Source organism: Clostridium sp. JS66, assembly GCF_033561535.1.
GTDB lineage: Bacteria > Bacillota > Clostridia > Clostridiales > Clostridiaceae > Clostridium_AM > Clostridium_AM carboxidivorans.
The window spans coordinates 4,528,123-4,543,385 of sequence record NZ_CP131467.1; the positions used below are offsets into that span (position 1 = coordinate 4,528,123).

Genomic DNA, 15,263 nt, shown 5'->3' on the forward strand with positions numbered 1-15,263 from the left:
TACCCTCTTTTAGACTAAAATCTAGCTTTTACCTGTATTTAACACTAATTTAATAGCGTTGTTAATCTCTTCATAACTGGTGCACCTGCATATATTAGATTGAAGCCATTCTACGATAACATAATCATTTGCATCTGGATGAATATTAGTTAAAGCATGACAAACCATTAGAAATCCTGATGTACAATATCCACATTGAAAGCTGAAATTGTCAACAAAGGCTTGTTGTATTAGAGTATTTTTTAAACCTTCTATGGTAGTTATTTTTTTACCAATTGCCTCAACTGTAAGCATTAAACAGGATTTTATAGGCCATCCATCCACGAGAACCGTGCAAGAACCACAATCTCCATTTTCACAACCAGGTTTTGCTCCTGTAAGACCAAGTTCAAGCCTTAGAGTATTTAATAAAATATCAGATGGTTTAACAACTACTTCTACATCTTCATCATTGACATTTAGTGTAATTATTGCTTTTTCCAAAACTTGCAGCATTTAAGTCCCCCCTTCAAGCTTTTCTATTGTCTCTAAAAGCATACTCTGTAATACAAACTTTCTATACTCTGAAGATCCATTTAAATCACTATAGATATTGGATGATATACTGCTTATTATATTGTTTATACGTTGATTTACATTTAATGCTTTATTGTTGATTATATTTTCCAAAGCAAAGGATCTAAAAGGATATTTAAATAATCCACTAAATGCAACTTTAATAATGCCATTGTCGTTTAGTGCTGCAAGGGTTATTAAAGGATAATCAATTTTATCACTTTTGGTCCTTTTTACATGTAAATGTGGCATATCCAAAAAATTTCTTTTTACCTCTATTTGTACAATAAGATCACCATTATCAATTTGAATTCTTTCCTCGAAAATATTCATTATTGGTACTTTTCTTATACCACAGCTTCCAGCTATTACTGCTCCACTGCTACTTAATAAAAGTGGAAGTACAGCTTCTCTATATATTATCGTTCCTGCTAAATTTCCACCTAAAGTTATTTTATCCTGTATAGTGTGATCAGCTATTCTTTTTACTGTTAAACTGAGCAGTGGAAAAAAGTCTTGTTCTGCTATACTTGTAAGTGTAACAGCTGATCCAATAATTAAACTATCATTTTGAAGCGTATGTATATTACATTCAGGTATCCCTTTTATATCAATTACAGCTCCTGCATAGATGTTATTAGCTCTTGCCATACTTATTATTTCTGTTCCACCACCATAATATTTAGGTTCTTTTCCACGGCTTTGTAATTCTTTAAATAAGGTAACAGCTTCATTTATGGATTCAGGTTTATAGTATTCAAAATCAAAGGGTATCATATTTTCCTCCAGTCTTAGTTTGCCAGATAACTTCTGGTGTAATAGGTATTTTAAGAAAGTCACTTTCTGCTGCTAATGATAACGCTGTGGCAAAAGCCGCTGGAATACCTATAATTCCATGTTCACCTAATCCTCTTGCTCCATAAGGTCCATCAATTTGAGGAGTTTCAATAAAATCCACTATATATTCAGGATTCTCACCAAAATGCATTGGTTTGTATGTACGCAAACTTGTATTTTGTAGAATTCCCTCATCATCATATAAAAATTCTTCTCTACTAGCTAAACCAAGTCCCATACTCATACCGCCCATTATTAATCCTTTTGCTGCTTTAGGATTAATTATTTTTCCAGCATCAATAACGGTGACGGCTTTCAAAATTCTATAGCTATAATTTTTAGGATTATATTCAATTTCAACTGCCTGTGCACCTACTGTCCATGATGGTCCAGGCTTTCCCTTTCCAGTTTCTTTATTAAGTTCGGTTATATGTCTCATTACATAGCTGCCTCTGCCTATTATTTGATCTCCTATAGCTATTCCATTAGCATATGAAAAACCATATACCAAATCCTTAAAAGCTATATATATGCTAGGATCATCCTTCAAAAAAACTTTTTCATTAGATACTTCTAAATCCTCTTCTGGACATTTCATAGCTATAGAAGCTGTCTTTGTTAATTGTTTTATTAAATCCTCTGCTGCTCTTAAAACTGCTCTACCTACCATAAAGGTTGTCATACTGGCTACTGTCTTCCAGTGTCTAGGTGAAACTTCAGTATCCACTCCCATAAATACATGAATTCTACTTACATCCATATTCATTCTTTTAGCTAATATTTGTGCTGCAGTAGTTTTCATACCAGGACCAATTTCTACAGCACCACAATTTAAATTTATACTTCCATCTTTGTTAAATGTTAAAATTGCTCCAGAAGTAGCATTTGATGGGGAGTCTGAGGTTTTCCAAAAACAACTTATACCTTTTGCATGAACCATATCACCATTAGTTTCAATTATATTTTCAGGTCTCCAATTAATAACTTGTTTTAGTTTTTTAAGACATCTTTGCAAACATCCCGTATTGCTTTGGGTTATTTTTACCTGAGTAGGTGAAAAATTTCCAGGGGAAATTGCATTTTTTATTCTTAATTCAAGCATATCAATTCCTAAAGCCACTGCTAATTTATCAAGTAATCTTTCAATGCAAAATGTAAAAGATACATGACCAAAACTTCTATAAGATGTTGCGAAGGTATGATTAGTATATACACAAAAAGAATCACAATAAACATTTTCAATATTATAAGGTCCTGTACAATTAACTGCTATAGCTTTAGCCATTGTTGGTGCTGTATCGCTGTAAGCACCACAATCCACCAAATAAGTGCATTCTAATGCTTTTATCATTCCATCCTTAGTAGCACCTATTTTAAGACTTGCTTCTAATCCTATTTTGCAAGGGGACATCCTAATATCCTCTTCCCTTGTATTTGCTATCTTAACCATTTTACCACCTACAGACTTTGATGCTAAATATGCTAGAGTTTCTAATTGTATACAAGCTTTACCACCAAATCCTCCTCCTACAAATGGAACCCGAACTATCAAATTGCCTTCAGGAATATTATATTTTTTGCTTATAATCTGTTTTACATGAAAAGGTGCTTGTGAAGAAGTGTATATAATAACATGTCCATCAGGTAATATTTGTACCCTTGCATTTCTGGTTTCCATAGCCAAGTGATCTGATTGAGGCATTGTAAAACTAGACTCAACCACTACATCACTTTCTAACCATGCTTTAGCCATATCACCCTTACGAATCTTTATCTGTGAAGCAATATTAGTATTTTCTTTAGGATTTGCAAAATCAACAACACAAGCATATTTAGATAAATCAGGGTGTATTAAAGGAGCATCAGTTTTAATAGCTTCATTAACAGAATTTATCGCAGGAAGCTTTTCATATTCCACTTTAATAAGTTCTATGGCCTCCATAGCTTCTTGTTCACTATTTGCTACTACCATTGCTACAGGTTCTCCAAAGTATCTCACCTTACCTTCTGCTATAGGCGGTCTATCTTCAACATTTGCACCAAACAGCACTTTACAATAATCTCCAGTAATTATGGATTTAACTCCTTTTACTTTCAAAGCTGCTTCTATGTTTATTGACTTTATATTTGCATGTGCATAGGGACTTGTTAATAGCTTTGCATGCAGCATACCAGGGATTATTGTATCATCTGTATATTTAGCTGCACCTGTAACCTTATCTAAAGATTCCTTTCTGGGAATACTTACTCCTATATTTATAGGACCTGACATTATAAACTCCTCCTTATATAACTTAGTCGCACCATTTATTAACATAAAATATCTTTATACAAGGATATTATTTACTTTTATATGTATAATATTCATATTAGTTATATAGACTCATTTATCACACTTTGTAATTTGTATTTACAAATAGCTATTTAAATTTTACATAATATGTACACTGCCTAAATACTTTTTATAATTTCGTTTAAGTTTTTCATCTCACGAAAAAATATATCCTTATGAAAGCTAATAATCATATTAATATGTTCCTTATTAAGATCATGAAAATTATCATTAACGTTGATATAATTAATTATTTCTACCTGTTGAAAAATAATAGCAAAAATATACATCATTTTATCTAATTTATTTTTTACAGGCAAAAATTTTGAACTAACTTTAATTTCTTCAGAATATATCTTTAAGTTTTCCTTTAAACTGTTTATACTTTTTTCAATATTGTCTAATTCACTTTTGTCTTCTATAAATTCCTTATCGCTAGCTAAATTAAGTAGACTTTGTTGTATATCTTGAGCTCTATTTTTAAGTACTTTAATCATATTTGGATTGAAAACATAGTTATTTACAATTGTAGTAATAGATATACCTATTAATGTATCCAACAATCTGTAAGCACTATATGAAATAGCTCCAGCTCCTTTTACGCCAAGCATAATAGACACAAATACTAAGCAGGCAATAGATGTAGTACTATCCCATTTAAGATAACTGCAAATATAAATAATAAGCATTACTCCTATTCCAATTAAAATAGTATTTTGCCATTGGAAAGTTATAAGTACAACCCCAATTATAGCTCCAATAAAACTACCAATAATCCTATTTGCTCCAAACTTAATTGTTTCACCAAAAAAAGTGGATATAGGCATAACTGCAGGAAGAACAACAAAAAAAGGATATTTTAATTTTAGTAAATTTGATACCAATATACATAAGGAAGCAGCAATTCCTACTCTAATTGCTTTTCTTTTCAAATTCATTGCTTCACCTTCTTAAACATGATAATTATTTTCTCTAAAATCCTCCTAACACCTTACTCCCATAGGTTAATAATATAAACTTGCACAATATACGAAAAATTATACTTTTTTCTAATCCCTGTCACAATTTCTAATACTTATGTGTTAATATTATAGATACCAAAATTAAGAAAAGGTATCAAAATATTCTAGAATATTTTAATCAAAAGCTTTTGGACAAAGTTACCTAAGGGGGAAGACAATTAAAATATGGGTGTTATTAGCTATTTTAATAAGAAAAAACAAGAACAAAATTTTAGAACTGCATATGAGAAATATTATGACACCATCTTTAAAAAAATTTCTTACCTCACTGGTGACATACATGCAGCTGAAGATTTAACACAGGAGGTATTTATAAAATTATATAATTCACCACCTGCTCATGACAACATTGCTGCATGGTTAAATAAAGTTTCTACTAATACTTCCTACAATTATATAAGAGATAAAAAAGTTCATGAGGGAAAAAATGAGATGATTTATAAAAAAGAAATGGATAATGTAGTTTCAATTGAAGAGGTTGCAATTAATAATTGTGAAGTAGATTTAACTAAAAAGGTACTAAATATACTTTCACCTAGAGATCGTATGTGTCTGCTTCTTAAGTTTTCTGGATATAAATATAGTGAAATTGCAGAAGTAATCGGAGTTGATAAAAATTCCGTAGGCACTCTTATATCAAGAGCACAAACAAAATTTAAGGAAAACTACTTAAATTTAGAAGGAAGAGGTGAATAAAAGTGAAGTGTCTAAATGAAGGAATTATTCAAGCATACATTGATGAAGAACTTAATGATATTGAAATGAAAGAAGTAGAAATGCATCTTTTTCAATGTGAAAAATGTAAAGAAGTTTATAAAGAGTTAAAGTCTATAAACAGCTTTGCTATGGATAAACTTAAGGATTATAAAAAGGATTTTAATATAACCCCTATAAAGCCAGTAAATATGGATATTAAAATAAAAAATAGAAAAGGAGAATCTAAAATTATGAAAAGATATAAAAAAGTGACAGCAGCTGCTTGTGTTGCTCTTGCTATAACTACTTGTGTTTCCGTTCAACCTATAAGGGCATCAGTTATTAATGCAGTTTCAATTTTTAGAGCAAATGATATTAAAAGTGTAAATATTTCATTGGATGATGTTAAAAAGCTTAAAAATGAGCTTGAGAAGAATAAATCAGATATTAATATTGATAAAATAGGTAAGGTAAAATACCAAGGCGGTGAACAAAAAACTGTAACTATCGATGAAGCCAAAAAAGCATTACCATTTACAATACTATATCCTAAAAATATGCCATCAAGAAATATAAAAAATATTTCCATAAACAAACCTTCAAAATGTGATTTTACATTAAATGTTGAAAATATAAATCAACTTCTTAAATCCTTAGGAGGAAAAAAGCTATTTCCTAAAAACTTAGATGGAAAAACTTTTTCTTTAAACACAGGTGGAACATTAGACATTTTCTATGAAAATCCTACAAATGGTAATCGTATAGCTGTATCAGAAAGTAAAATGCCAGAAATTATTGCACCTGATGATGCAAATGTGGATGAAATATTTAATGCTATTTCAGATCTTTCTGTACTTCCATATGATATGCAAAAGCAATTAAAATCAATGAAAGATTGGAAAAGTACCTTGTATGTTCCTAATGTAGGAAATAAATCTGAAGAAATGACCATAAATGGAATGAAAGCCATTGGATGTTTCGATAATAGTAAGAATGACAAGGAATCAAAACATTCTTATATTTTAATGCTTAAAGATGACATTTTAATCAGCATTGATGGTAATGCAAGTAAAAATGAACTAATAGAAATTGCAAAATCTATGAGGTGATAAATTTGGTAATTGAAACTGAAAATCTTTCTAAAATATATGAAAATAACAAAGGCTGTAGAAATATAAATATATCTGCAGCTGAAGGCGAAATTTATGGATTTTTAGGTCCTAATGGTGCAGGAAAAAGCACATTTATAAAGACCGTTGTAGGATTACTACTTCCCACTTCAGGTACTGCACACATACTAGGCAAACCTATTGGAGACATGGAAACAAGAAAAAAAATAGGATATTTGCCTGAACTTTTTAAATATCAAGAATGGATGACAGGATTGGATCTCCTGTCCTTCCATTCTTCATTATACAAGCTTGACAAAAAAGCTTCTTTTGCAAAAATAGAAGAAGTTCTTGAAATTGTTAATTTAAAGGGTGCTGAAAAAAGTAAAATAGGTACTTATAGTAAAGGAATGCAGCAAAGAATAGGAATTGCCAGTGCTCTTCTTTGTGACCCAAAGCTACTTTTTTTAGATGAGCCTACCTCTGCTCTAGATCCCATAGGTAGAAAAGAAGTTAGAGATATTATGTTAAAATTAAAAAGTATGGGTAAAACTGTATTTTTAAACAGTCACCTTTTAAGTGAAGTGGAAATGATTTGTGATAGTGCTGCCATTATCAGCAAAGGAAATATTATAAAACAAGGAAAAATGAATGATCTTTTAGAAGGAAATACTGTTCTGGATATTCATGTAGAGGATATAAATAATGAAATTTTAAATAAGCTTGAAAAATTTGATGAAGATATAACCTTTGATGGAAAAAACATTAAAATGCACGTAAAGGAAGATGATGAAATACATCAAATTGCATCATTAATTATATCAAGTGGCGGAAAGCTATATGGACTTACTCCACACAGAAACAGTCTTGAGGACCTATTTATAAAGCTTGTTGAAGGAGGTCAAAATTAATGCTTATAATTGCTCTATCTACTTTTAAGGAAATTTATAGAAAGAAAATTTTTCATTTTATAGGCATATTAACTATAATATATCTTATTCTTTTAACTATTATTTTTAGATTTATAGGTAAGAATATACATCAAAACAATGGCATGATAGATATGGTTGTAAATCTTTCTTCAACTATTTCTATAGTTGGCTTCTATTTTTCCAGTATGCTTGTAGCTTTTCTAACCATAATGCTGTCTATAGGAACTGTTTCTTCTGAAATAGAAAATGGGACAATTTTAACAATTTTAACAAAACCAATTAGAAGAAGTGAATATATACTTGGGAAATACTTAGGGACAGCTATTCTAATTATTTTATACAGCATTGTTCTTTACATAGCAGTAATTGTTATTTCCACTGTAAGTAAAATATCTATTGTAGAAACCTTTGGAATAAGCGTTTTAGCTAAAGGCTTCCTGTTTTTTATTTTACAACCTTTAACCATATTATCTCTATCTCTTTATGGAAGTACTAAATTAAAAACCTTAAATAATGGAATATTAATAATGTCTTTATATATACTTGGACTAATTGGTGGAGTAATGGAAGAAATAGGATCATATACAAAAAATGATTCTCTTTCCACCATTGGAATAATTTCAAGTTTAATTTCTCCCTTTGAAGTTATTTATAGAAAAATGATTTCTACTATTTTTACTTCTTTAGGCTCCTTTAACTTTCTATCAGGCTTTGGTATGACAGAAAAATCTACAACACCAAGCTTATATATGATGTTTTATGTATGCATATACTTAGTATTTTTTATATTTATAAGCGTTAAAAACTTTTCTAAAAAAGATATTGGATAAGAAAAATCATGCTGGGTTCCCCTAGCATGATCTTTTAATGTATTTATGAATTTTCAAAAGAAAGTTCTATTTTTCCTCCCTTTATTATGAGTCTTGCATTAAATTCATTGCCTTTTTTTGATTTAAAGCCATTTATAATATCTGTTTTTCCATGACTCATTAAATTTTTAATTTGTTCAACAGGTATCTTTTTTCCACAAATTTCTGATACAAAAAACTTACATCCACTTTGCCAATTATTGCAGCCATATCCCTTACTATTCTTTACAATATCACCTGTTTTACATATAGGACATAATCCTAATGATTCTCTAGCTCCATTTTCATTTTTATCTGTATTTGAGCTTTTCTTGCTTTTAGAAGAACTTTTAACTTTTACTCCATTACTATTTTTACCCTTAACTTCTTCAAAAAAGCCATGCATATCTCCCATATTCATTCTATCCATAACTTTTTTTACATTAAGTTTAGTGTAATCCTCTAGCTTTTTCATAAATAGATCAGGTTCTATTTCCTTTCCATACACCATTTTTAATCCCTTTTCCCAACTGGCTGTAAGTGTAGGATTAAGCAGTGTGGGTATAGAATTTATTATAACCTCATATATCATTTCTCCCTTTTGAGTTGGAGATATAACTTGAGTTTTCTTGTCAGACATAATATAACCTATTTTTTCTAACTTCTTTAATATTTCAGCTCGTGTTGCAGAAGTTCCTATCCCAGCTCCTTTTATCTGTTCTCTAAGTTCTTCATCTTCAATAAGCTTACCTGCATTTTCCATAGCAATGATTATCGATCCTGAAGTATATCTTTTAGGAGGTGAAGTTTCCCCTTCCTTTACTTCCATGTCAACTACATCTACCATTTGCCCTTTTTTAAGTTTGCTTAAAAACTTTAAATTCTTTTCTTCTTTATTCTTTTTATATTCTTTTAATACATTAAGGTATCCTTCTTCTACACAAACCTTATCTGTAGTAAAAAATCTTTCTCCCCTTGCCTGAGTTGTAATGGCAATTTTGTTATACTTGGCTGGAGGATAAAATATAGCCAAAAATCTTCTAAGTACTAAATTGTATACCTTTTTCTCCAAATCTGTGAGACCATTATAGCTTTGAAGCCCTTCTCCTGTTGGTATAATAGCATAGTGATCTGTTATTTTGCTATCATTTACATACTTAGTTTTTTCCAAATTTGAATACCATTTATTATTCAATATATTTTCCGCTATACCTTTTATTTCTTTATCTCCATCGTATTTCAAAAGTTTTCTTATATTTTTATCTATTTCCTTTGCTACAGCCTTAGACAAAACTCTGGCATCTGTTCTTGGATATGTAAGCAGCTTTTTTTCATATAAGGATTGAATTTTATTTAAGGTTTCTTCAGGGCTTATTTTAAACTTCTTTGAACACTCATTTTGGAGTTCTGCTAAATTAAAAAGCAAAGGAGCATTTTTACTTTCTACAGTCTTTTTTATATTCTCTATAACAGGCTCCTGTTCAAAAATTTTCTCACCTATTTCTTCTATAAACTTTTCAGCATCTTCTCTTTTCTTAAAACCACCTTCATTATATAAAAGAGGTGAATCCTTATATTTAGAACCCTCTACAGATTTCCATTCACCTTCATAAACCATTTCTTCTTCATATTCTCCATTAGAATTACCATCAAAGCTTCCTAAAATTTTATAAAAAGGTGTCTTTACAAAAGATCTAATCTCCCGTTCTCTATCTACAATCATTCCAAGAACACAGCTCATAACCCTGCCTACTGCAATTACCACCAATTTATCTCCAGTAGCATTAGCCACAGTTTTTCCATATTTAAGAGTTAAAAGTCTAGAAAAATTTATTCCTAAAAGATAATCTTCTTTAGCTCTTAAATATGCTGAATCAGCCAATGAATCATATTCTGAAATGTCCTTTGCTTCTTTTATACCTCTGCGTATTTCTTCTTCTGTTTGAGAATCAATCCACACTCTCTTCTTTTCCTTACCTTGTACTCCTACCATTTGATCTACAAGTCTATAAATGTATTCTCCTTCTCTTCCTGAGTCGGTACATACATATATTGTATTTATATCTTCTCTTTTTAATAATCCACTAACTACATTGAACTGCTTTGATACTGCCGGAATAATTTCATATTTATATTCCTTAGGTAAAAAAGGTAAAGTATCTAAGGACCATCTTTTTAAATTAGGATCATAGGCTTCTGGATAACTCATAGTCACCATATGTCCCACACACCATGAGAACACAGCCTTGTCTGATTCTATATATCCATCTCTTTTGGTACCTTTTACATTTAAAAGTTTAACGTATTCCATAGCCACTGACGGCTTTTCTGTAATAAATAAAGCTTTACTCATAAAAAACCTCTCTGTATCTTAATGCTTAAGTATTCATTTTCACAAGTTACTTGTCCAATTATACACCAAAGTAACTAAATTTAAAAATTTCATTTAAAATAGTTTCAAAATCAATTATATCATAATTTAGCTTTTCACATAATATTATTGCCAGAGAGGTATTTTTTATCCAATTAATCTAAAGTACCACCAAGTTTTGTATAAGTAGTACCATAAAATTGTTGATAAAAATCATCCACTTCTTTTGTTATATTTGTATCTTTAAATACTTCAGGATTTGTCTTTACACTTAACCACATTATTCCTAAAATTGTCTGTGGACAAGGCATATCCCAAGCACTTATTTTTGAAGGTATTAAATAAACTTTTTTATTTTTTACAGCATTCACATCTTTTAAAGCAGCATTATTAAGTACATCTTGTGGCTTTACTCCAGAATATTGTGTAAGAACTATTATATCAGGATTCCAACCAATTAGCTGTTCTGCAGATATATCACACCATTTATTGCTACTTAAAGAACCAGCAACATTTATTCCTCCAGCTAACTCAATTAATGAATTTTGAAACATATTCTTCCCTGGAGTTGAATACATACTTCCACCTGCCATGTATACCTTAGGTCTGTTTTTTTGATCTACAGCTTTAAGTTTGTTATTAATAGAATCTAACTTTTTAGTATAATAATCCATAAATTCTTCTGATTTTTTTTCTTTACCAGTAAGTATTCCTAAATCTTTTACGGTAGATTTTAATTCATCAAGGTTCTCTGCACTTATAACAAAAACTTTAATATTAGACTTCTCTAATTTTGGTACAATTTCTTTGTTCTTTTTATAAATGATAACAAGATCTGGTTTAGCAGCTATTACTTGTTCCACATTTATATCATTACTAGCAGCTGTTTTGCTTGAACCTGCCTTTGGTGAAAAAGTTAGTGGATTCTTTATAGCATTTCCATCTGCACCCAAAATATTATCTTGCTTATTCAAAGCACATAGTATTTGAACTGCTATAGGATAGTTAGTTAATACTTTTTCAGCAGGCTTGGACAATTCTACTTTTCTTTTCATTCCATCAGTGACAGTAATTTTTTTATTGCTATCTGTACTATTTGTACTTTGCGTAGCTGTTGAGTTTTTGCTGCAGGCTCCAAAAGTACATACAATTAGTACTAAAATTAAAATTTTAGCTATTCTTTTCATTTTTTTATCACCCCTATAATTTTTTCTTTAACTTTACATTATTGTTTTGCAGCATTTTAAAAATTTCATCTTCCATTGAATCTCTATTACTTTCATCAATTTTAAATACTTGTACATCTTCTCTTTTTGCTATTTTCTGTACAAAATTTCCATCACATTCTTTTAATACTCCTATAACAGGCTTATCACTATTAAGTATTTTAAAAACAGTATCTTTGAATAATGGAGCTTTTTCTTCCATAAATCCCAATTCATCTAATACTATTAATTCCCTATTGTCTAAGCTTTTTAACAGTATGTCTTGAGATATGACATTAAACATATTCATATCTGAATGTAGTTCATGCTTATCTGCATCATAAACTCCAATGGTATAACTTTCTTCTAAATTATAAAGTGAATTTACTTTGAATTTTTTAGTTTCCCCTATAAATTCTTTTTCTTGAATAAAACCACCTATAGAACAATCCACATTTTTAATAATCTTTTTTAGCAATGTAGATTTTCCTACTCCCCTTTCACCAGTAAAGAAAATCTTTTTCATAATATATTAATCCCCTTTCTCTATTAAAATCTTAATTTATCTGCCTTTAGTACCACATACCATAAACATCTGTGAATCTGAATCATTTTTGATTTTACAATAAACTGTTTCATTTTTTTCTATATCCAATAATTTCTTATTCACATATACAGACTTACTAATTTCTGTGTCAATAGTTATTTTATTAATACCATTTTGAATCAATACATCTACATCCCATTGTGGTCTCACAATATTAGATATATAAAGTTGTTTTGCATAATTATTACGTTCACAAATCAGCTCTTCACTTTGCAGTTTTCGATTATATGAACTAGGAGACCAATTTTGCATTTGCTTGTATGTTTGTCCCATTTTCTCTGCTTGCCTAAAGCCCTGTCCATAATTGGCATCAAAATTCATAATTTTACCTCCTGCTGTAAGGACACGACACCATTCTTTATAGGCTTTCTTAGGATCTGGTAATGTCCATGTCACATTTCGAGATATGATAAAATCAAAACTACCATCCTCAAATTTTAAATTTTGTGCATCCATTTCAAGAAATTCTATTTCTCTATATCCAAGCTTTTCTACATTAGCTAACGCATTCTGGATCATACGTTGAGAATAATCTACAGCTGTTACTTCAAAACCCATATCAGCCAGTAAAAATGCAAAAAAACCAGCACCTGTGCCCACATCCAGTGCACGAAGTCCTCTTCCATTAGGAACTACTTCGCTAATTATATCTGTCCACACTTTACGCTGCAAACCTTCAAAATCTTTAAGACGACATTCACTAAATTCATCAGCTCTTTTTGACCAGTAATTATTTATCATCTCTTTTATTTCCATATAATTAATCCTCTCATCACTAATTTTCAATAAAAATTTAAATCAATTGATCATAGGAATACAAGCTTTTACATTGTCACCTTTAGAATTAAATGTATTTATTATTTTTACATTAATGCCATATGCTTCTTTAAGATTGTCTTCTGTAACAACTTCATCCACACTACCTACTGTAAATACATTATTTCTTTGCATAAATGCTACTTTTGTAGAACATAAAAAAGCATGGTTGGGATAATGTGAAGTCATAATAATCGCTAGTCCTCTTTGTGAAAGTTTATTTATCTGTTCTAACACCCTAATCTGATTTCCAAAATCTAAATTTGAAGTTGGTTCATCCATTATAAGTATCTTAGGATCTTGAGCAAGAGCCCTAGCAATTAGAACCATTTGCCTTTCCCCACCGCTTATTTCTGTATATATCTTATCTCTTAAATAATCTATTTTTAAATCCTCTAAGGTTCCTTCTACAATTTCCCTATCTTCCTTAGTTGGAGAAGAAAACATTGAAAGATGCGCAGTCCTTCCCATTAATACCACATCAAAAACTTTAAATGGAAATGGAGGAGTATGTGATTGAGGAACATAACCAATAATTTTGGCTAATTGTTTTCTGGAACAACTATGTATGTTTTTCCCATCTACTAATATTTCTCCACCTTTTAGTTTTAAAAAACCCAATATAGTTTTAAAAAAAGTAGTCTTACCAACACCATTAGGCCCTAATAGACATAATATTTCTCCTGAATTTACATTCATGGATATATTATTCACCACATTCTTTTTTCCATAACCACAAACTACATTTTTGATCTCTAACTTCATATCCATCCTCTCCTTCCTTTAACTAAAAGGTAAATAAAAAAAGGAGCTCCTATTAACGATGTTAAAATTCCCAAAGGAATTTCTATGCTAAAGGCACATCGAGCCACATCATCAACTAACAAAAGAAAAGTACCTCCTATAAGTAATGAACTAGGCAACAATACTTTGAAATTAGGACCCACAATCATTCTAGCTATGTGAGGTATTACAAGTCCTATCCATCCAATCATACCGCTAATTGATACAGCCGCTGCTGTAATTAAGGTTGAACTAAGAATTGCAATTAATCTTAGCTTTGAAGTATCAACACCTAAAGATTTTGCTTCTTCATCTCCAAAGGAAAGAACATTAAACCTCCATCTTAGTAAGAATAGTGGTATAACTCCTATAATCATTGGTATTAATAACATTTTGATGTCTTTCATGGTAACAGAGGATAACCCGCCCATAAGGTAAAAAGTTATAACTGGAAGCTTTTCATATGGATCTGCCACATATTTTGTAATTGAAATAAAAGATGTAAATAGTTCTTTAACAACAATTCCTGTAAGCACTAATAATAAAGCGACATTGTTACCCTTTGATATTATGTTGCTTATTGAATATGTTATTATTACAGCTAGAAGCCCAAATAAAAATGCTGAAATTTGTATACTTAAAGCATTAAATGATAAAAGTATTCCAAATGCTGCACCAAATGCCGCACCAGCAGAAGCTCCAAGTATATCTGGGGACACCATTGGATTTCTAAATAGCCCTTGATATGTGGCTCCAGACACAGATAAAGCTGCTCCAACCATTAATGCTGATAAAATTCTAGGAGCCCTAACATTGAAAAGCACCGTTTCAATAGTATTGGATTGAGTTACACTATGTCCAAAAATTTTTGATGATATAACACTAAAAAATTGTGGTAAGGATATTGAATATCTGCCAATAGTTAATGAAATTAAAATAGCAGCTATAGGCATCACAGCAATAATGATCATGAGGTAAGTTGTTTTTCTTTGCTCAAATTTTCTTTCATGATTTTTTAATTTTGAATTTTCCTGTGTATCATTTAGTATTAATGGTTCTGACACTTGCTTTTCATCCCTTTCAACTATAATTGCTTATATAATAAATTTTCATAAAATACTACTAATGAAAATCATTTACTTCATCTTTA

The 15,263-nt window shown here is 30.3% G+C and carries 14 protein-coding genes; 4 read left to right on the forward strand and 10 right to left on the reverse strand.

The genetic code is table 11. The annotated features are described in order from the left end of the window. Window positions 1–21: 21 nt before the first annotated feature. The 4 genes from Q6H37_RS20995 to Q6H37_RS21010 form a co-directional block, all read right to left on the reverse strand. Entirely contained in the window at window positions 22–495 is a 474-nt protein-coding gene (locus Q6H37_RS20995) for a (2Fe-2S)-binding protein (protein ID WP_318736223.1), read from the reverse strand. Then, entirely contained in the window at window positions 496–1,332 is an 837-nt protein-coding gene (locus Q6H37_RS21000) for an FAD binding domain-containing protein (RefSeq protein WP_318736226.1), read from the reverse strand. Next, window positions 1,319–3,664: a xanthine dehydrogenase family protein molybdopterin-binding subunit gene (locus Q6H37_RS21005; RefSeq protein WP_318736228.1), complete on the reverse strand. Its 2,346-nt coding sequence runs from the start codon at window positions 3,662–3,664 to the stop codon at window positions 1,319–1,321. Before Q6H37_RS21005 ends, Q6H37_RS21000 begins: the two co-directional genes overlap by 14 nt. Window positions 3,665–3,843: 179 nt before the next feature. Continuing rightward, window positions 3,844–4,662, reverse strand: a complete 819-nt coding sequence (locus Q6H37_RS21010; RefSeq protein WP_318736230.1) for an FUSC family protein — start codon at window positions 4,660–4,662, stop codon at window positions 3,844–3,846. Window positions 4,663–4,911: 249 nt separating this feature from the next. Between Q6H37_RS21010 and Q6H37_RS21015 the strand changes: the two genes are divergently transcribed. The 4 genes from Q6H37_RS21015 to Q6H37_RS21030 are packed head-to-tail and all read left to right on the forward strand — an operon-like array spanning window position 4,912 to window position 8,313. Continuing rightward, on the forward strand, window positions 4,912–5,442 hold the full coding sequence (locus tag Q6H37_RS21015; protein WP_318736231.1) for an RNA polymerase sigma factor SigX: 531 nt from the start codon (window positions 4,912–4,914) through the stop codon (window positions 5,440–5,442). A gap of 2 nt (window positions 5,443–5,444) precedes the next feature. Continuing rightward, the gene (locus tag Q6H37_RS21020) at window positions 5,445–6,551 is read left to right on the forward strand and encodes a zf-HC2 domain-containing protein (protein WP_318736233.1); all 1,107 of its coding nucleotides are present in this window, start codon (window positions 5,445–5,447) and stop codon (window positions 6,549–6,551) included. Window positions 6,552–6,556: 5 nt separating this feature from the next. After that, window positions 6,557–7,462, forward strand: a complete 906-nt coding sequence (locus Q6H37_RS21025; RefSeq protein WP_318736235.1) for an ABC transporter ATP-binding protein — start codon at window positions 6,557–6,559, stop codon at window positions 7,460–7,462. After that, window positions 7,462–8,313, forward strand: a complete 852-nt coding sequence (locus Q6H37_RS21030) for an ABC transporter permease subunit (RefSeq protein WP_318736237.1) — start codon at window positions 7,462–7,464, stop codon at window positions 8,311–8,313. Before Q6H37_RS21025 ends, Q6H37_RS21030 begins: the two co-directional genes overlap by 1 nt. 43 nt (window positions 8,314–8,356) lie before the next feature. Here Q6H37_RS21030 and Q6H37_RS21035 read toward each other — a convergent pair whose 3' ends face one another. The 6 genes from Q6H37_RS21035 to Q6H37_RS21060 all read right to left on the reverse strand — a co-directional run bounded on the left by Q6H37_RS21035 (window position 8,357) and on the right by Q6H37_RS21060 (window position 15,177). After that, on the reverse strand, window positions 8,357–10,684 hold the full coding sequence (locus Q6H37_RS21035; protein ID WP_318736240.1) for a type IA DNA topoisomerase: 2,328 nt from the start codon (window positions 10,682–10,684) through the stop codon (window positions 8,357–8,359). Between the two features lie 173 nt (window positions 10,685–10,857). Then, on the reverse strand, window positions 10,858–11,889 hold the full coding sequence (locus tag Q6H37_RS21040; RefSeq protein WP_318736242.1) for an ABC transporter substrate-binding protein: 1,032 nt from the start codon (window positions 11,887–11,889) through the stop codon (window positions 10,858–10,860). A gap of 13 nt (window positions 11,890–11,902) precedes the next feature. Next, window positions 11,903–12,433 carry a nucleoside-triphosphatase gene (locus Q6H37_RS21045; RefSeq protein ID WP_318736245.1) on the reverse strand — a complete coding sequence of 177 codons (531 nt, stop codon included), beginning with the start codon at window positions 12,431–12,433 and terminating at the stop codon, window positions 11,903–11,905. A 36-nt stretch (window positions 12,434–12,469) separates the two neighbouring features. Continuing rightward, on the reverse strand, window positions 12,470–13,270 hold the full coding sequence (locus Q6H37_RS21050) for a class I SAM-dependent methyltransferase (protein WP_318736247.1): 801 nt from the start codon (window positions 13,268–13,270) through the stop codon (window positions 12,470–12,472). Window positions 13,271–13,312: 42 nt separating this feature from the next. Then, complete coding sequence (locus tag Q6H37_RS21055) at window positions 13,313–14,095, reverse strand: ABC transporter ATP-binding protein (protein WP_318736249.1); 783 nt, start codon at window positions 14,093–14,095, stop codon at window positions 13,313–13,315. Next, window positions 14,092–15,177, reverse strand: a complete 1,086-nt coding sequence (locus Q6H37_RS21060) for an iron ABC transporter permease (RefSeq protein WP_318736251.1) — start codon at window positions 15,175–15,177, stop codon at window positions 14,092–14,094. Before Q6H37_RS21060 ends, Q6H37_RS21055 begins: the two co-directional genes overlap by 4 nt. Window positions 15,178–15,263 lie beyond the last annotated feature (86 nt).